The sequence below is a fragment of the uncultured Aliiroseovarius sp. genome (genome assembly GCF_947497285.1).
Taxonomy (GTDB): domain Bacteria; phylum Pseudomonadota; class Alphaproteobacteria; order Rhodobacterales; family Rhodobacteraceae; genus Aliiroseovarius.
This window is the reverse complement of the sequence record NZ_CANMFT010000002.1, coordinates 295,118-311,667: the sequence shown is the minus strand read 5'-3', so window position 1 is coordinate 311,667 and position 16,550 is coordinate 295,118. Positions and strand designations below refer to the sequence as shown.

Genomic DNA, 16,550 nt, shown 5'->3' with positions numbered 1-16,550 from the left:
CTGCCAAGCGGGTTATCGTGATCTTATGACCCGTAAAGCTGTGAACAAGATATGCGAAGCCCTGCCCGGCGCGGAATGGTCCGAGCCGTTTGGGCCGGGCCATGACGTGTGGAAGGTGGGTGGCAAAATTTTCGCAGCGATTGGCGCCGAAACCCCCGGCGTATCGGTCAAGACACCCGATGTTGAAACGGCGACGATGCTGATCGAGGCAGGCGTGGGCCGCAAAGCCCCCTATTTCCATCGCTCATGGGTTCTGATCCCGTTTGACGCGGGCAAGGACGAGTTGACCCACCGCATCCAACGGTCTTATGCGCTGATCCGGGCCAGCCTGACGAAAAAGACGCAAGCCAGCCTCGCCCCTTTTACGATCGACGATTAGGCTTGTGCCGCGTTGGTTTTCACCGCCAACACACCCTTGGTCCACATCTGCATCACCTTATAGACAATCGGCGCGATGATCAGTGTCGCCGCCACAAGGGTGAGCCCCGCGAAGATGCGCAGCGGTTCGCTGCTCAAAAACCCTGCCGCGATCTGCATCAGTGTCGCAAAGGCGGCCAACGGGAAGGTGAAGGCGCTCCACAACGGGCTGAACCCGGCGGCGGTCATCCAGCGGGCGCGTAGGATAAGGGCGCTCAGGATCATGATGGCGAACACGCTTAGCACCATGGCAACCTGCGTCTGCCCCACCAAAAACGCCACCGTGCCAAGCACACTTGCGGGCGCTAGGTGGATGGCCAGAAGCGGGCGCAGCGGTGCGGGCACGCTGACGCGCATCATTTGCACAAGGCTCGCCCCCCAGATCGCGAGCGCCGCCGCAAGGCAGACCCAAAAGATAAAGGACGAGGCCGCCATCAACCCAAGCGGCACCGCCGCCAGAGGGCTCAGGATGAACCCGACGAAGGTCAGGTGCCAGATTGGTGTAACGGTTCTGGCTTCGACCGGACCCGTGATCAGCAAATGGGCGACACGCAACGCCACGAACAGATGCGCCAGAAAGGCCGCGATCAACACCGCCCCGGCGATCACCGTGGTATGGGCGACCAGAGTTGCAGCCAGCAAATAGCCCGACAGAACCATCGCCGCGATCCCGGCCCGCCCCGGCAACACCCGAAGATCTTCGACAAACGTGCCGGACCTTTGCATGAGCTTTGCGATGTAAGCCGCTAAGCTAAATAGATAAAGAAGCGTCGTCGCGCCCAGAATAAGGTCTCCGATCGCCTGCGGCGCGCCAAACCCTTCGACCGCTCGACGCCACGCCAGACCCAAGCCAAACGCCCCCATGATCGAGGTGAAGACTGCAGGCGGCATGCGCTGGAACATCCGCGTTTTTGGCGGGATGGGTGGCGGTGGCGGAAAATATGGGGCTTTGGCTTGCGTCATCGGGCGCTCCTTGAACGTCGTATCGCCCCTTTAGCCTGTGAAACCCGCCGGGGGAAGCCCTGACCACGGGTCCGATTGCCGCATCACAGCGCCTTGGTGACCTAAGGGGCGTCGTGCGTCACACCCTTACAGCTGCGCGAGCTGCGTCCAGATTGCGCTGAACCGCGCTGCGCAACAACGTCGCATCAGACCCCACACCCAGAAACGTGACGCCCATCTGCGCATAACCCGCAAAATCTGCGCTGTCGTAGTGCAAGATGCCGGCAGCCTTGCCCACAGAACGAATGCGCGCAATCGCGGTCGCAATCGCCTGCTTTACCTCGGGATGGGATGGGTTTCCCCTGTGCCCCATGTCGGCGGACAGGTCCGCAGGACCAATAAAGACCGCATCGACACCATCGGTCGCGGCGATCTCGTCAATGTTATTAAGGGCTTTGGTGGTTTCCGCCTGCACGATCAGGCACACCTCGTCATTGGCGTTGGCAAGATAGTCGGTGCACTGGCCAAAACGAGCCGCGCGGGCAACCGCCGCCCCCATGCCGCGCTTCCCGTCCGGCGCATAGCGGGTCGCGGCCACCATTTGCGCCGCGTGCTCGGAGGTATCGACCATCGGCACCAAAAGGCTTTGTGCGCCTAGGTCCATCACCTGCTTGATCACCCAGTCTTCCCCGATCGGCACCCGCACGATGGGCGACAGGGCAAATTGCCCCAAGACCCGCAGCTGAGCCTGGATCATCGTAGGATCATAGGGCGCGTGTTCGCCATCGATCAGCGCCCAGTCATATCCTGCCCCGCCCACGATTTCAGTGGCAGACGGACTGGCAAGATTAAGCCACAGACCGATTTGCATCTCGCCCGCCGCCAGCGCGCGTTTGAGTTTGTTTTCCGGTGCGCGCATGACGGCCTCCATTTGCTTAACATATCAAGGAACAGGCTAGGTTGCACATGGCCCTGTATCAAGCCCTAAGCCCCTTGGTGCTATTGCAGATAGTCGGACCGTTGCAATCCGTATTTCGCCATCTTCTCGTTCAAGGTCCGGCGCGGCAGGCACAGCTCGTCCATGACCCCCACGATCGAGCCCTTGTGGCGCCGCATCGTATTGTCGATCAACATCCGTTCGAACGCCTCGACATATTCCTTGAGCGGCTTGCCCTCGGTGGTCATCACCGGTTGCACATCGTCATGATCCGACATCAGCAGTGACGAGATCGTGCCTGTGCCACGACGCGACTGAAGCACCGCGCGTTCGGCGATATTGATCAACTGGCGGATGTTGCCCGGCCATGGCGCCTGCAACAACTGTGCGGCTTCCTGGGCGCTGACGGTGGGCGCCGCGCAGCCGTATTCTTCGGCGAACTGGTCGGCGAAACGGGTGAAAAGCATCAAGATGTCCTCGCCGCGCTGTCGCAGCGGGGGCAAGGTGATCTTCATCGCGGCAAGGCGGTAAAACAGGTCCGGACGCAGGCAGTCTTCGCAGGTCTTGCCCTGCTCTTGCAGGTTGCTGATCGCCACGACACGGGTTTCGGCAGGGCTGCCCTGGTCGTTCATCCAACTCAAAAGACGCGCCTGAAGCCCCATTGGCAGCGCCTCGATATCTTCCAGCACCAATGTGCCGCCGCGGGCCTCTTCGACAAGCGGCTGAGCGCCGCCATCATCCATTGGGCCAAACAGCCGGCGCGCGCATTCCTCTTCGTCCTGACCTGCGCATGAGGTCACGACAAACTTCTTACCCGCCTTCGCGCCGACCGCATGCAACGCATGTGCCACCAAGGTCTTGCCGGTGCCGGTTTCCCCGTCGATCAGCACATGGCCATCCGATTGGCCGATATCCAGAATATCCTCGCGCAGGCGCGACATGACCGGCGAGGCGCCGATCAGTTTCTTCATGATGGTCGAGCCATCGCCAAGCTCGCGGCGCAAGGCACGGGCATCCAGCGCAAGGCGACGCTTGTGGGTCGCAGATTTCGCCAGGGTGGTTAGCTGGTCGGGGTTGAAGGGCTTTTCCAGAAAGTCATAGGCCCCGACCCGCATCGCCTCGACCGCCATCGGCACATCGCCGTGGCCGGTGATCATGATGACGGGCAAGGTGCTGTCCAAGCTCATCAGCTTTTTCAAAAACCCCATGCCATCCATGCCCGGCATACGAATGTCCGAGATGATGACGCCGGGATAATCCGGGCCGATCACCTTCAACGCATCCTCTGCCGAGGCATAGGTTTCGGTCTCGAACCCTGACAGCGACAACCATTGTGAAATGGACTGCCTCATATCCTGTTCGTCATCTACGATCGCGATCTTCATTGCCTGTGCCATGGCGGTCTCCTGCGCTCTTCTTTTGTCTTGCCTATAGTCTTGGCTGCCTTACTCGGCGGCTTCGATCTCTGCCTCTTCCTGCTTCAAGATAGGAAGTTCAACTTCAAATACAGCGCCCCCGTCCTGGCCATTGCGCGCCGTCAGGCGGCCGCCAAGGTCGGTCACGATGCCCGAAGAAATGGCCAGTCCCAGCCCGACCCCATCTCCGGGTGCTTTTGTGGTGTAGAACGGTTCAAACAAGTTATCCAGATCGTCCACCCCGTCGCCATTGTCCCGCACGGTGATCAGAACATAGTCGCCACGGCTGACAATGATGTCCACCTGCGGCTGAGCCACAGCCTTTGTCGCATCCAATGCGTTGCGCAAGAGGTTGATCAACACCTGCTCCAGCCGCAACCGGTCGCCCATCACCATCACCGGGTCGCGCGGGATATTGCGGGTGATACGCACATCGCGGCTTTTCAGTTGAGGTTCCATCATCGACAGCGCGGTCGACACGCTTTGGCGCACATCCATCGCTTCAAACGCATCCCCGCCCTTGCGGGCATAGCTTTTCAACTGGCGGGTGATGGCGCCCATCCGTTCGATCAGATCGTCGATCCGCTGGAAGCTCGACAGGGCCTCGTCGGGGCGTTTGCGTTGCAACAGCAGCTTCGCGCCCGCCAGATAGGTCTTCATCGCCGCAAGCGGTTGGTTCAATTCATGACTGACCGCCGCCGACATTTCACCAAGTGCGGCCAGTTTCGAGCTTTGCGCCAGCGTCTGTTCGGCCACCTGAAGATGTTCTTCTGCCCGCTGGCGTTCCGCGATTTCGCGTTGAAGCGCATCATTCAGCTGCCTGAGTTCCGCCGATTCCTGTGCAAACAGCATTGATCGCCACTGGGCCCGGCGGCTGATCAGATAGAAGGTCAGCGACAAAAGCATGGCGAACGCCATGATTTCCAGCGACAAAACCGCATTCACCTTCTCGCGCACTGACGCGTAGGAGGTGAAAGACGCGATCCGCCAGCCCTGAAACGGCACGCGCGCCTCGTGGCGCATCACCGCTTCGCCCAGAAACAGCACTTCGGATGGCAAGCCGGACCAATCGCTGACATTGCTGACGCTACGGCGGATGGCATCTGTCGCCGAAACGGTCGCCAGCGCCTCACCTTCGGGTTTGCCCCGCCAGCGCGGCTCTGTGGCCAGAATCACGCTGCCTTCGCTGTTGGTGACCAGCACGGCATCCGAGATCCCCGACCAACTGTTCTCGAACTTGCGAAGGTCGACGCCGACGACAATGACCCCGATCACCCCGTCGCTGTCTTCGATCTTGCGCGAATAGGCAAACTCATAAGCGCCCGCCTCGGTGCGCACGGTGGTGAAAACGGTGTCTGAACTGCGCAGGGCGTCAACATAATAAGAGTTGGTGCGATGCTGAGAGCCAAGCGTTTCGCGGTTGGTCGCAGCCACGGCCCGCCCGTCCTTGTCCAGCAACAAAAGCGAGGCGGCTTCAATTTCGTCGCGGTAGGAAATCAACCGCGCGGTGCTTTGTGTATAATTTGCTGAGTTCAGGGCGTTGATCAACGCCGGGTCACGCGACAGCAACAGCGGCACGACAGAGTTTCGTTGCAATTCGCTAATCAGGTTGCCCGAATATAGCGCCACGCGAAGCTCTGCCCGGTTGCGCGTGGTTTCGGTATAGCGTTCGGTCAGCCACCGGTTCGAGAAGAAGACCACCAGCACCGCAAAGGAAATCAGCGCAACGAGCACGAGGCGCGCGCGCAAACTGACCCCGGTGCTTGGGGTCAAAACCGGCTTGGTCTTAGGGTCCGACATGTCTCAACGATAGGCCCGTAGGGCCTGCGCCACAATCACGCAGCAACGACGCTATCAACCAACGAGCGGAACATTGCCACCCCGTCCGTCCCGCCGTGGTTTACGTCAACCGCGCGTTCGGGGTGCGGCATCATGCCAAGAACGCGACGGTTCTTGGAAACCACGCCAGCGATATCGCCGGTCGAGCCATTGGGGTTGTCCACATAGGTGAACGCGACCCGACCTTCGTCGCGCAACTGCGTCAGTTTTTCGGCGGTGACGGTGTAATTGCCATCATGGTGGGCCACCGGCACGGTGATTTTCTGCCCAAGCTCATAGCCGGAGGTAAAAGCGCAATCTGCTTTTTCCACCTGTAACTCAATCGGTTTGCAGATGAACTTAAGGTTGGAATTGCGCATCAAAGCGCCCGGCAGGATGCCGGTTTCGGTCAGCACCTGAAACCCGTTGCAGATGCCAATCACATAACCGCCCCGTTCGGTGTGCCGGATCAGGGAGCGTGTAATCGGCGATTGTGCCGCAATCGCGCCGCACCGCAGATAGTCCCCGAAGGAAAAGCCGCCCGGAACCCCGACAATGTCCAGATCACCCGGCAGGTCGGTATCCTTGTGCCAGATCATCGACACCTGTGCGCCCGCGCGTTCAAACGCCACTGCCAGATCGCGGTCGCAGTTGGAGCCGGGAAAGACGATGACACCGGCCTTCATCACTGCACCTCGCCCGAAAGCACGTTGATCGTGTAGTTTTCGATCACCGTGTTGGCCAAAAGCTTTTCACACATCTTCTTGATGTCATCCTCGGAAGTGCCATCGGCCAGATCCAGTTCGATCACCTTGCCCTGACGCACGGCTTCAACACCGTCGAACCCAAGATTGCCAAGCGCGCGGCGCACAGCCTCGCCCTGCGGGTCCAGAACGCCAGTTTTCAACATCACATCAACACGTACTTTCATCGGGGCAAATCCTTAGTTGATCAGGGTCGGTTTGGTAGGGGCGTGGGTCACATTGGTCGGCAGAACGCCCAGACGGCGCGCCACTTCGGTATACGCGTCGGCCAGATCGCCCAAATCACGGCGAAACACGTCTTTGTCCAGCTTTTGGCCGCTTTCCATGTCCCACAGGCGGCAGCTGTCGGGGCTGATTTCATCCGCGACGATCAGGCGCTGGTAGTCGCCCTCGTAGACGCGGCCAACTTCGATCTTGAAGTCGACCAGTTTGATTCCAACGCCATACATCACGCCCGACAAATAATCGTTCACCCGCAGGGCCATCGACACGATCTCGTCCATTTCGGGCTGGCTGGCCCAGCCGAACGCGGCGATGTATTCCTCGGGCACCAGCGGGTCGCCAAGGCTGTCGTCCTTATAGGAAAATTCGACAATCGGACGGGGCAACGGCGTGCCCTCTTCCATGCCCAGTCGCTTGGCCATCGACCCGGCAGCGACATTGCGCACGATGATCTCTAGCGGCACAATCTCGACCGCGCGCACCAGTTGTTCGCGCATGTTCAGGCGTTTGATGAAATGGTTGGGAATACCCAGATGCGTCAGGCCCGTCATGAAAAACTCGCTCAGGCGGTTGTTCAACACGCCCTTGCCGTCGATCACATCTCTTTTTTCGGCGTTGAACGCGGTGGCGTCATCTTTGAAATACTGCACGATCGTGCCGGGTTCAGGACCTTCATAAAGAACCTTCGCCTTGCCTTCATAGAGTTTCTTGCGACGTGCCATGGGATCTCCGTAGCTCTGTGCGGGGGGCTGCCTCCGGGCGAGCCCCTGCCCGCGCGACTCCCGCCTTCGCCCGCCCTATACGTGAAACCCCCACCCTGAGCAAGAATATCGCCTAACTTGCGCGAATTCGCGACATTGAGAGCGCTAGCGGGGTTGCGATGGGTGCTGTGCGTTGGCATATCTGTATCCAACAGCGCCGTTCGGCCCGCCGAAGGCAACAGTCCATGAACAAGGGAATGCCATGACCACCTTTGATGATCGCGAAAACGCGTTTGAGGCCAAATTTGCCCATGATGAAGAAATGATCTTCAAGGCAGAAGCTCGCGCCAACAAGAAACTGGGCCTTTGGGCAGCCGAAAAAATGGGCAAAACCGGCGACGACGCCGACGCCTATGCCCGCGAAGTGATCAAGTCGGATTTCGAAGAGGCCGGACACGAGGATGTCGTGCGTAAGGTCACCGGCGATCTGAACACTGTCAGCGCCGATGAAGTGCGTGCCAAACGCGCCGAATTTCTGGCCGTTGCGAAAGGCGAGCTTGCTGGTCAGGCCTGACCGCTTACTGACCCTGCAGCGTGTCACGAACCAGACAGGGCGCGCCGCTGAGGTCGCGCCCTGTCTTGTTTCAGCATCGCGCGGCGGCGCCGATTGGGCAGAGATATGGCTCGTTAACACTCTTTTCGTGTCTATGAGGGAAGGTGTCCCAATGGGCCGATCAAGGGGTTAGATATGCGAAGCGACGGACACCAACGACAATCGAACGCCACGACGCGCGCACCTGCCCGCGTCGACGGTGATCCGTCGCGCCGCGTGCCCCACCCTTCGCAACCCCGAAATGTTACGCAAGCGTTGTCGCAGGGCAACGCAAACGGGATTGACTTGCGCAAGCTTGCCATGCGCCAGACGTTGCCAGTGGCGCTTGCCTTTGGCCTCGTCGTTCTGATGTGGGACAAAATCGCGCAGCTGGACATCGGCTATATCCATGCCTCGCTTAAAACTGTCGGAGCGCTTCAATGGGCAGGTGCTGCTGTGTTCTCGGCGCTCTCTTTCTGGGCATTGGGCCGGTATGACCGGGTCGTGCACCGGTTGATCGGATCTCCGATTGCGTCAGGCGATGCGCAGCGCGCAGGGGTGACCGCTATTGCACTCTCACAAACCGTGGGCATGGGGGTGATTTCGTCGGCATTTGTGCGCTGGCGCATGCTGCCTGAAATCTCTTTCCTACAAGCGATGCGGATATCGGTGATCGTGTCGATCTCGTTTCTTTCGGGCCTCGCGGTCGTTGCGTCATTGGTGGCCCTGACAGTTCCCATGACCTTGCCGTGGGCAGGATGGCTGGCTTGGATCGTGTTGGCGACAGCATGCGCTTTCGCAGTTCTCACCGTGTTTCGACCCCGTCCATTCAGCGGCATTCACCTGCCCCCCTTGCGAGCAATGGGCGCGTTTCTGGGCTTGGCGTTTCTTGACACAGCCGCAGCCGGCGCGGCCTTGTGGATGGTGCTGCCCGAAGGCTGCGACATCGGGATCGTGCCCTTGGTTGCAGCCTACTTGATTGCGCTGGGGGCGGGACTCGTTTCCGGCACGCCCGGTGGCATGGGCGCGTTCGAAATCACTTTGCTGGCGCTGTTGCCTGAGCTGGGACAAGAACCCCTTCTGGCGGCAGTATTGGCGTTTCGCGCCGTTTACTACGCGGTGCCAGCCATATTGGCTGCGCTCGTAACCATACGCGGACCGCGCCGGGCGCGCGCGCGCGCACCCGCTGAAGCCACCGCAAGCCTTCACCCGGTTGCACAAGCGCCCCATTTGCCCGCACAAGTCGCTGAGGTCTTGCGCGAAGCCCCACGTGCCGAAGCCGGATTGCTGCGTCAGGGCCGTCTGTCGCTGATCGAAACAGCCCAGGGCCAGCCCGCCGCCATTGGGGCTGCATCGGGGCAGAGCCTGATCATGCTGTCCGACCCCTTGATTGCCAGCGATTCCCACCTCGCCTTCTTCAAAGAACTGCACGGTTTGGCTCGGCGCTGCTATCTTTCGCCCTTCCTCTACAAGATCGGCGCGCGAACCGCGTCATCTGCGCGGGCGCTCGGCTGGAACGTCCTTCCGATCGCGAAAGAGGCGTGGCTCAATCCCCAAACCTTCACACTGGACGGCGCCGCAAAGCGCCAATTGCGCCGGAAGCTGCGCGCCGCCAGTAAAGCGGGCATCGCGATCACCGAAGCTGGCGCGGATTTGCCGCTGTCTGATATGGAACGGATCGCCCGGAACTGGTCGGAGGCACGCGGTGGTGAGCGCGGATTTTCCATGGGGGTGTGGCACCCAGAGAGCCTGCCTCATTCCCGGGTATTCCTGGCCCATCATCAGGGGCGACTGGTTGGCTTTATCACCCTACACTCCAATCAGAACGAACAGGTGCTGGATCTGATGCGCCCCGCACATCATGCGCCAGATGGAACGATGCATGCGCTTTTGACACAAGCGATCGAATGTGCAGCTCAGATGAACTGCCCACGCCTTTCACTTGCCGCGGTGCCACTAGGTCCACATCCTGAAGAGCCCTTGCTGTTTCGCCACGCGCGCCAGGCGCTTGACAGATCCTGTCGGGCCGACGGGCTGCGCCAGTTCAAATCCGCCTTTGCCCCGTCGTGGGAAACGCTGTATGCGGCGGCGCCCAGCAGGCTAAGCCTTGGGCTGGGGGCCGTGGATGTCGCCCGCGAGATCTGCCGCAAAATCGAACGCCCGACCTCCTTTCGGTGGCCTTGGCAGGGCAAGCGCGCGCCAACACCGCTTAATCGGCGGTCGTCACCGCAATAGGTTTGCGCCGGCGCTAGATCCATGGCAGTTAGCGTCAGAATTCCACACCGACCTGCGGAGAACCGAAAATGGCGGATGCGCTGACCAAACTCATGACCGAACGCGACTGGCTGATGGCTGATGGCGCAACGGGGACGACCCTGTTCAACATGGGCCTGACCTCTGGCGATGCGCCCGAGCTTTGGAATGTAGAGCAGCCAGACAACATCCGCGCGCTTTATCGCGGGGCCGTCGAGGCGGGGTCCGACATCTTTCTGACCAATACATTTGGCGGCAACGCCTCGCGCCTGAAGCTGCATGACGCGCAGAACCGGGTGCGTGAACTCAACAGCGCAGGTGCTGCATTGGGGCGCGAAATCGCTGATGCTTCGGGGCGCACGGTCGTCGTTGCCGGGTCGATCGGGCCGACCGGTGATATCATGGAACCGATGGGCAGTCTGACGTTTGACAGCGCTGTCGAGATGTTTCACGAGCAGGCCGAAGGGCTGAAGGAGGGCGGCGCCGACGTTCTATGGGTCGAAACGATCTCGGCGCCCGAAGAATACAAGGCGGCCGCCCGCGCGGCTGAACTTGCTGACATGCCGTGGTGCGGAACGATGAGCTTTGACACGGCCGGGCGAACGATGATGGGTTTGACCTCGGCCGATCTGGCGCAGATGGTCGAAACCCTGCCGAAGCCTCCGCTGGCCTTCGGTGCCAATTGCGGCGTCGGCGCATCGGATCTTCTGCGCACCGTTTTGGGGTTCGCAGCGCAAGGCAGCGAACGCCCGATCATCGCCAAGGGCAACGCGGGCATTCCCAAATATGTTGACGGTCACATCCACTATGATGGCACGCCTGAATTGATGGCTGAATACGCGGTTCTGGCGCGTGATTGTGGCGCTACGATCATTGGCGGCTGCTGCGGCACGACGCCGGATCATTTGCGCGCGATGCGCGCGGCGCTTGAAACACGGCCCCGCAGCGACACCCGCCCAACACTTGACCAGATCGCCGCCGCTCTGGGCGGGTTTTCTTCGGCGTCTGACGGGACAGGTGACGATGCAGCCACCCGACCTGCGCGCCGAACACGCCGTCGCAGCAGCACTTAAACCTGCACCACCGGTCACCGATTTTCCTGCAAGCTTTGCGACGCTGGCTGCAACGCTGGCTGCGACACTCAGGTGACGGGCGGCGGGGTCGGAAGCATTGCCTGAAATAATGCAGTGCGTCTTGCGGCACTGCGGTGCCCTGTTGCAACGGTTCAGAACAAGGACAGTTGATCACCCGGTGCAGGCGGCACCGCAAACAGATCACACCGCAGGGGCGGCAAAGCCCTGCCAACCCCCGCCCGTTTGCAGGCCAAGGCAAACCGGCGTTGCAACAGCATCGCAGACGCCCCCTGCCCGACCATTCGTGCACCAAAGGTCGGGTCATAGGCGCGACCGCCACGCATGTCACGCATCCGCGCCATCACACGCGCGGCCCGGTCTGGCAGGTGATCGTGCAACCAGTCTTCGAACAACCCGGCGACCTCACCCGGCAATCTGAGCAATATATAGCTGGCCGCGGTGGCGCCCTGCCTGCTTGCGGCGGCAATCACCGCCTCAACCTCATGATCAGTCAGGCCCGGCACGACCGGCGCCACCATGACCCGAACGGGTATGTCCGCCGCTGCCAGACGCCCGATCATCGCCAGCCTGCGTTGCGGCGAGGGAACGCGCGGCTCCATCTTGCGCGCCAGACCACCACAGAGCGTCGACAGTGACACCCCGACATGGACCAATCCGCGGCGTGCCATGGGCGCTAATAGGTCGATGTCGCGTTCGATCAAAACGCCCTTGGTCACGATTGTTACCGGATGGTTGAACCGCGACAGAACCTTGAGCACGCCGCGCATCACGCGATAGCGTTTCTCGATCGGTTGATAGGGGTCGGTGTTGGTGCCGATCGCCAAGGGTGACACACGGTAGCGCGGCGCGGACAGCTCGGCCGTCAAGCGTTTTGGCGTATCGGGGCGGGCGATCAGCTTGGTTTCGAAATCCAGCCCGGCTGAATATCCAAGATAGGCATGGGTCGGGCGGGCAAAGCAATAGATGCAGCCATGTTCGCACCCGCGATAGGGGTTCAGTGTGCGATCAAAAGACAGATCGGGGGATTGCAGACGATTGATCACCCGGCGCGGACGCTCGATCGCCACCTGAGTGCGCAGGGTTTGGGGCTGGTCTTGATGCCAGCCATCGTCAACGCCAACCCGCTGATAGGGCTCGAACCGGCCAGCGTCATTGGTCAAAGCCGCGCGCCCTTTGCGGGCAGACGTGCTGATTTTTTGGTCATGGTCCGTCATAGCGCGACAATAAGAACGTTTAGGGAACATATGAAGCAGTTTCACTATTTCACCGCGAATTATTCATTTGCCAATAGGTCGGTCAAAGGGCAATCAATGTCGCAATCGGTTCAGACCAGCGGCATTTTTTCGGCGCATCTGGAAAAAAGACACAAGACCTTCAGCAAGGGAACGGCAGCTATGTCCGACCAAGAAGACGATATCATCCTGAGCGAGCTTAACGACGAAGAGCTTGTGCAGCAGATGCATGATGACCTGTATGACGGGCTCGCGGAAGAAATCGCGGAAGGTGTGAACATCCTGCTTGAACGCGGGTGGGAGCCTTACAACATTCTGACCGAAGCCCTTGTTGCAGGCATGACCATTGTGGGTCACGACTTCCGTGACGGCATCCTGTTTGTGCCCGAGGTGCTGCTGGCCGCAAATGCGATGAAGACGGGCATGGCAATCTTGAAGCCGCTGCTGATCGAAACCGGAGCGCCGCGCATGGGCAAGATGGTGATCGGCACCGTAAAGGGCGACATTCACGACATTGGCAAGAACCTGGTGTCAATGATGATGGAGGGCGCGGGGTTCGATGTTATCGACCTGGGCATCAACAACTCTGTCGACAGTTATCTGGCGGCGTTGGAGGCGGAAAAGCCCGACATTCTTGGCATGTCCGCCCTGCTGACCACCACAATGCCCTATATGAAAGTGGTCATCGACACATTGATCGAAAAGGGCATTCGGGACGAGTATACCGTTTTGGTCGGCGGTGCGCCTCTGAACGAAGAGTTTGGCAAAGCCATCGGGGCAGACAGGTATTGCCGCGACGCCGCTGTGGCCGTCGAAACCGCCAAAGAGTTCATGGCGCGCAAGCACAACCAACTTGCCGCGGGCTAAACACTTCGCATTATCACAGACGGCCCTGCCCCGGTTCTTCCTGTGGCAGGGCCTTTTCTTTTCCACCCCGCATCCCCAAATTGAACCTATGAGCACCACGCGTTTCATTCTGTTGGTCACTTTGGTGATCTTATCTGGCGGGTTGACCGTGCTTGTGGCCGGCATGGCCTCCGCATCGGGCAAGCTGGACGGTCAGATCGCAATGGCGGTCTTGCCGCTGGTGATATTGGCCTCGATCGCATGGCGCGCGCTGAGCAGCAGGCCCCCCCAATGAGTTTGAGCGACACAGCCCTGACCCAGGACGGCCTGCCCCCGACCCAACCCGATGCGCGGGTTCTGATCCTTGCCTGCGGCGCGCTGGCCAATGAAATTCTGGCGCTGATCAAGCTGAATGGTTGGACCCATATCAGCCTGACCTGCCTGCCTGCGATCTTGCACAACACGCCAGATCGCATCCCGGACGCGGTTCGGGCTGCGGTCGAAAAACATCAGGCGGATTTCGACAGGATCTTTCTGGCCTATGCCGATTGCGGCACTGGCGGCGCGCTGACCGCCTTGTGCGATGAGATGGGGATCACCATGATCAAGGGGCCGCATTGCTACAGCTTTTTTGAGGGCAATGCGTCCTTTGCCATCCGTGCCGAGGACGAGATTGACACCTTCTATCTGACGGATTTTCTGGCACGCGGGTTTGAGAGCTTTGTCATCAAGCCCCTTGGCCTCGACCGTCACCCTGAACTGCGCGATATGTATTTCACCCACTACCGGCGTTTGATGTATCTGGCGCAGACCGACGACCCGGCGCTGGACACCATGGCACGCGCTGCCGCCGAGCGTTTGGGGCTGGCCTATGAACGGCGATTCACAGGTTTTGGCGATCTGGCAACCGCTTTGGAAGACGTCGCCCGGCCCGACCAAGCGACCTGACTGGCCCACGCCGCGCCCTGACTGCGCTGCAATCAGCCGGGCTTATCGGGTGTCGTCACGGGTCAGCAAGCGGCAGCAGCAAGCTTGCGAATGCGTTCGACCATGGCGCGCACCCCGTTGGAGCGTTGCGAAGACAGGTGTTCGTTCAACCCAAGACGCCCCAATTCAGCGCTCGCATCTACCGCGCCGACCTTGTCCACCGGCAAATCGTTATACAGCGCGCCCAGAACGGCAATCAGTCCCCGCACAATCATCGCATCGCTATCGCCCCGAAAGCGGAAGGTGTGACCTTCGATTTCGGGGTGCAGCCAGACCTGACTCGCGCAGCCTTCGACCTTCGTTGCGGGGACTTTCAGCGCCTCGTCCAAAGGCGCCATGGCCTTGCCCATGTCGATGACCATCCCGTATCGGTCTTCCCAATCATCCAGAAACTCGAAATCTTCGACGATCTCTTCAAATGCTGCGCTGGCCATGCGATGCGATCCTTCTGTGTCACTTCGTTTCAGTTAGGGTGATCCGCCCCAAAGGTCCAGACCCTGCCCGTGTGGCAGTGATCTCTTTTCAAAGCCGCGCACATGGGCTAACCCTTTGAACAGAAGATAAGGAGCGATCATGACCCTGCGCCGTTTAACCCTGCCTGCCCTGCTGACCAGTCTTGCGTTCGGGCTTAGCGCCTGTGGTGGAGCTTCGAACCTGAACCCGTTCAACTGGTTTCAGTCCGGCGGCACCGAACAGGTCGCCCTGATTCCCGAAGGTGGCTTTCTTGAAGATCAGGATTACCGCGGACTGGTGGCGCAAGTGGTCGAACTTCAGATTTTGCGCAGCACCGGCGGGGCGATCGTGCGTGCAAAGGGTCTGCCGCCGCGTTTGGGCTATTGGGACGCAGAACTTGTGCCTGAGAATTTTGAGCGGCCTGAAAACGGCGTTCTGACCTACATGTTCCGCATCACCGAACCGCCCTATCACACCCTACAGGGGCGTCCCAAACAGCGCGAAATCTTGGTGGGCCGGTTCGTGTCGGACACAAAGCTGGCGGGCGTGCGCACCATCCGCGTTGTCGGCGCCTCAAACAGCCGCAGCGCCAGCCGCTAGTGTGACGGCCCCGGCCTGACCGGGTCCGAATGCTGAGGGCGCGGCACGTGCGCGACTAGACCTCGAACACCTCGACCCGTTGGCCCTTGGCTGCCAAGGCAAGCTTACCTTCACACAAACGCAGCGCGTCATGGCCAAAAACCTCGGCCCGCCAGCCGGTCAGTGTCTGAACATCCCGCTTGCCGGCCGCCAACGCGTCCAGATCAGCCGCCGAGGCAATCAACTTCTGTGCGACTTTTTCCTGCTCGCAACGCGCTTTCAAAAGCACCCGCAGCAGGTCGGCCAAGGCCGGATTCACCTGCAGCTTTTCGCGAGAATTCTCTGACGCGCGCGGCAGATCTTCTTGCGCCATTTCAAGCCCGGCTGTGACAGCCTTCAAAATACCCTCGGCAATCTCACCTTTCCGGGCCTCGCGCAGCAACAACCGCGAGCGTCCAAGCTCTTGCATATTGCGCGGCTTGGTCGAGGCAAGCTCCATCAGCGCATCATCCTTCATCACACGGTTACGCGGGACATTGCGCGACTGTGCATAGGCTTCGCGAAACCGGGCGAGCTCTTTGGCAATTCCCAGAAAACGCGCGGAATTTGTCCGGGTTTTCAATCGTTTCCACGCATCCTCAGGATGGATGGTATAGGTCGCCGGGTCGGTCAGGATCGACAGTTCTTCTTCGACCCAACGACCACGCCCCGAGCTTTCCAGTTGGGCTGCAAGGTGCTCATAAATACCGCGCAGATGGGTCACATCCCCGATGGCATAGGTCTTTTGGGCGTCCGTCAAAGGGCGGCGCGACCAGTCGGTAAAGCGGCTGGACTTGTCCATTGGCGCCTTTGCGATCTTGCGAACCAGCGTCTCATATCCCGCCTGATCGCCGAACCCGCAGACCATCGCGGCCACCTGGGTGTCAAACAAGGGCTTCGGAAAGACGCCCGCTTCGACAAAGAAAATCTCAAGATCCTGCCGCGCGGCATGAAAGACTTTGACCACGCTTTCATCGCGAAACAGGTCATAGAGCGGGTCGAGCGACAGACCATCCACCAGCGGGTCGACCAGCACGGCATCTTCGTCTGCCTCACCCGGCACGGCCAACTGCACGAGGCAAAGCTTGGAATAATAAGTCCGCTCGCGCAGAAACTCAGTATCGACCGTCACATAAGGGTGCGAAGCAGCACGGGCGCAGAAATCGGCCAACGCCTCGGTCGTGGTAATCGTGATCATACAGGGTCTTTCTGCTCGTTTCCGGGTCCCGTTAGGGTGTTTTGACGGGTTTACGGCGAAT

The 16,550-nt window shown here is 60.2% G+C and carries 18 protein-coding genes; 8 read left to right on the top strand and 10 right to left on the bottom strand.

The features are described from left to right. The first annotated feature begins 25 nt into the window (after positions 1-25). Positions 26-379 carry an MmcQ/YjbR family DNA-binding protein gene (locus Q0864_RS04975; protein ID WP_298566651.1) on the top strand — a complete coding sequence of 118 codons (354 nt, stop codon included), beginning with the start codon at positions 26-28 and terminating at the stop codon, positions 377-379. Here the strand turns inward: Q0864_RS04975 and Q0864_RS04970 are convergent. The 7 genes from Q0864_RS04970 to purC form a co-directional block, all read right to left on the bottom strand. Beyond that, on the bottom strand, positions 376-1,380 hold the full coding sequence (locus Q0864_RS04970) for a tellurium resistance protein (RefSeq protein ID WP_298566649.1): 1,005 nt from the start codon (positions 1,378-1,380) through the stop codon (positions 376-378). The two genes, Q0864_RS04975 and Q0864_RS04970, sit on opposite strands and share 4 nt — an antisense overlap. A 118-nt stretch (positions 1,381-1,498) precedes the next feature. After that, entirely contained in the window at positions 1,499-2,278 is a 780-nt protein-coding gene (locus Q0864_RS04965; protein ID WP_298566648.1) for an HpcH/HpaI aldolase/citrate lyase family protein, read from the bottom strand. Positions 2,279-2,358: 80 nt separating this feature from the next. Then, complete coding sequence (locus Q0864_RS04960; RefSeq protein ID WP_298566647.1) at positions 2,359-3,693, bottom strand: sigma-54 dependent transcriptional regulator; 1,335 nt, start codon at positions 3,691-3,693, stop codon at positions 2,359-2,361. 48 nt (positions 3,694-3,741) lie between these two features. Then, entirely contained in the window at positions 3,742-5,511 is a 1,770-nt protein-coding gene (locus tag Q0864_RS04955; RefSeq protein WP_298566646.1) for an ATP-binding protein, read from the bottom strand. 35 nt (positions 5,512-5,546) lie between these two features. Beyond that, positions 5,547-6,215, bottom strand: a complete 669-nt coding sequence (gene purQ, locus Q0864_RS04950; RefSeq protein ID WP_298566645.1) for a phosphoribosylformylglycinamidine synthase subunit PurQ — start codon at positions 6,213-6,215, stop codon at positions 5,547-5,549. Continuing rightward, entirely contained in the window at positions 6,215-6,460 is a 246-nt protein-coding gene (gene purS, locus Q0864_RS04945) for a phosphoribosylformylglycinamidine synthase subunit PurS (RefSeq protein WP_298566644.1), read from the bottom strand. The genes purQ and purS overlap by 1 nt, the downstream gene beginning before the upstream one ends. A gap of 12 nt (positions 6,461-6,472) precedes the next feature. Then, positions 6,473-7,237 carry a phosphoribosylaminoimidazolesuccinocarboxamide synthase gene (gene purC, locus Q0864_RS04940; protein WP_298566643.1) on the bottom strand — a complete coding sequence of 255 codons (765 nt, stop codon included), beginning with the start codon at positions 7,235-7,237 and terminating at the stop codon, positions 6,473-6,475. Between the two features lie 241 nt (positions 7,238-7,478). Here purC and Q0864_RS04935 point away from each other — a divergent pair, with 241 nt between their 5' ends. The 3 genes from Q0864_RS04935 (at position 7,479) to bmt (ending at position 11,134) form a co-directional block, all read left to right on the top strand. After that, the gene (locus Q0864_RS04935; RefSeq protein ID WP_298566641.1) at positions 7,479-7,790 is read left to right on the top strand and encodes a DUF1476 domain-containing protein; all 312 of its coding nucleotides are present in this window, start codon (positions 7,479-7,481) and stop codon (positions 7,788-7,790) included. A 174-nt stretch (positions 7,791-7,964) separates the two neighbouring features. Next, a complete protein-coding gene (locus tag Q0864_RS04930) occupies positions 7,965-10,043 on the top strand; it encodes a phosphatidylglycerol lysyltransferase domain-containing protein (RefSeq protein ID WP_298566640.1) in 2,079 nt (692 codons plus the stop codon). A gap of 68 nt (positions 10,044-10,111) precedes the next feature. Further along, positions 10,112-11,134: a betaine--homocysteine S-methyltransferase gene (bmt, locus tag Q0864_RS04925; protein ID WP_298566639.1), complete on the top strand. Its 1,023-nt coding sequence runs from the start codon at positions 10,112-10,114 to the stop codon at positions 11,132-11,134. Positions 11,135-11,286: 152 nt separating this feature from the next. On the opposite strand, the gene Q0864_RS04920 is transcribed toward bmt, so the two are convergent. Next, positions 11,287-12,369, bottom strand: a complete 1,083-nt coding sequence (locus Q0864_RS04920) for a PA0069 family radical SAM protein (RefSeq protein WP_298566638.1) — start codon at positions 12,367-12,369, stop codon at positions 11,287-11,289. Positions 12,370-12,549: 180 nt separating this feature from the next. Between Q0864_RS04920 and Q0864_RS04915 the strand changes: the two genes are divergently transcribed. The 3 genes from Q0864_RS04915 (at position 12,550) to Q0864_RS04905 (ending at position 14,181) form a co-directional block, all read left to right on the top strand. Continuing rightward, positions 12,550-13,254 (top strand): B12-binding domain-containing protein, encoded by a 705-nt coding sequence (locus Q0864_RS04915; protein ID WP_298566637.1) that lies wholly within the window; start codon positions 12,550-12,552, stop codon positions 13,252-13,254. Positions 13,255-13,342: 88 nt separating this feature from the next. Further along, entirely contained in the window at positions 13,343-13,528 is a 186-nt protein-coding gene (locus tag Q0864_RS04910; RefSeq protein WP_298566636.1) for a hypothetical protein, read from the top strand. Continuing rightward, positions 13,525-14,181 carry a DUF1638 domain-containing protein gene (locus Q0864_RS04905; RefSeq protein ID WP_298566635.1) on the top strand — a complete coding sequence of 219 codons (657 nt, stop codon included), beginning with the start codon at positions 13,525-13,527 and terminating at the stop codon, positions 14,179-14,181. Before Q0864_RS04910 ends, Q0864_RS04905 begins: the two co-directional genes overlap by 4 nt. Positions 14,182-14,243: 62 nt before the next feature. Here the strand turns inward: Q0864_RS04905 and Q0864_RS04900 are convergent, their stop codons facing one another. After that, positions 14,244-14,654, bottom strand: a complete 411-nt coding sequence (locus Q0864_RS04900) for a SufE family protein (protein WP_298566633.1) — start codon at positions 14,652-14,654, stop codon at positions 14,244-14,246. Positions 14,655-14,793: 139 nt separating this feature from the next. Between Q0864_RS04900 and Q0864_RS04895 the strand changes: the two genes are divergently transcribed. Beyond that, positions 14,794-15,273, top strand: a complete 480-nt coding sequence (locus tag Q0864_RS04895) for a hypothetical protein (protein WP_298566632.1) — start codon at positions 14,794-14,796, stop codon at positions 15,271-15,273. Positions 15,274-15,328: 55 nt separating this feature from the next. Here the strand turns inward: Q0864_RS04895 and rnd are convergent, their stop codons facing one another. Then, positions 15,329-16,489, bottom strand: a complete 1,161-nt coding sequence (gene rnd / locus Q0864_RS04890; RefSeq protein WP_298566631.1) for a ribonuclease D — start codon at positions 16,487-16,489, stop codon at positions 15,329-15,331. Positions 16,490-16,550 lie beyond the last annotated feature (61 nt).

Bases quoted from the DNA above. Each gene is read 5' to 3' on its own strand.
- Q0864_RS04975 (WP_298566651.1), top strand. From the start codon at position 26: ATGACCCGTAAAGCTGTGAACAAGATATGCGAAGCCCTGCCCGGCGCG.
- Q0864_RS04970 (WP_298566649.1), bottom strand. From the start codon at position 1,380: ATGACGCAAGCCAAAGCCCCATATTTTCCGCCACCGCCACCCATCCCG.
- Q0864_RS04965 (WP_298566648.1), bottom strand. From the start codon at position 2,278: ATGCGCGCACCGGAAAACAAACTCAAACGCGCGCTGGCGGCGGGCGAG.
- Q0864_RS04960 (WP_298566647.1), bottom strand. From the start codon at position 3,693: ATGGCACAGGCAATGAAGATCGCGATCGTAGATGACGAACAGGATATG.
- Q0864_RS04955 (WP_298566646.1), bottom strand. From the start codon at position 5,511: ATGTCGGACCCTAAGACCAAGCCGGTTTTGACCCCAAGCACCGGGGTC.
- purQ (WP_298566645.1), bottom strand. From the start codon at position 6,215: ATGAAGGCCGGTGTCATCGTCTTTCCCGGCTCCAACTGCGACCGCGAT.
- purS (WP_298566644.1), bottom strand. From the start codon at position 6,460: ATGAAAGTACGTGTTGATGTGATGTTGAAAACTGGCGTTCTGGACCCG.
- purC (WP_298566643.1), bottom strand. From the start codon at position 7,237: ATGGCACGTCGCAAGAAACTCTATGAAGGCAAGGCGAAGGTTCTTTAT.
- Q0864_RS04935 (WP_298566641.1), top strand. From the start codon at position 7,479: ATGACCACCTTTGATGATCGCGAAAACGCGTTTGAGGCCAAATTTGCC.
- Q0864_RS04930 (WP_298566640.1), top strand. From the start codon at position 7,965: ATGCGAAGCGACGGACACCAACGACAATCGAACGCCACGACGCGCGCA.
- bmt (WP_298566639.1), top strand. From the start codon at position 10,112: ATGGCGGATGCGCTGACCAAACTCATGACCGAACGCGACTGGCTGATG.
- Q0864_RS04920 (WP_298566638.1), bottom strand. From the start codon at position 12,369: ATGACGGACCATGACCAAAAAATCAGCACGTCTGCCCGCAAAGGGCGC.
- Q0864_RS04915 (WP_298566637.1), top strand. From the start codon at position 12,550: ATGTCCGACCAAGAAGACGATATCATCCTGAGCGAGCTTAACGACGAA.
- Q0864_RS04910 (WP_298566636.1), top strand. From the start codon at position 13,343: ATGAGCACCACGCGTTTCATTCTGTTGGTCACTTTGGTGATCTTATCT.
- Q0864_RS04905 (WP_298566635.1), top strand. From the start codon at position 13,525: ATGAGTTTGAGCGACACAGCCCTGACCCAGGACGGCCTGCCCCCGACC.
- Q0864_RS04900 (WP_298566633.1), bottom strand. From the start codon at position 14,654: ATGGCCAGCGCAGCATTTGAAGAGATCGTCGAAGATTTCGAGTTTCTG.
- Q0864_RS04895 (WP_298566632.1), top strand. From the start codon at position 14,794: ATGACCCTGCGCCGTTTAACCCTGCCTGCCCTGCTGACCAGTCTTGCG.
- rnd (WP_298566631.1), bottom strand. From the start codon at position 16,489: ATGATCACGATTACCACGACCGAGGCGTTGGCCGATTTCTGCGCCCGT.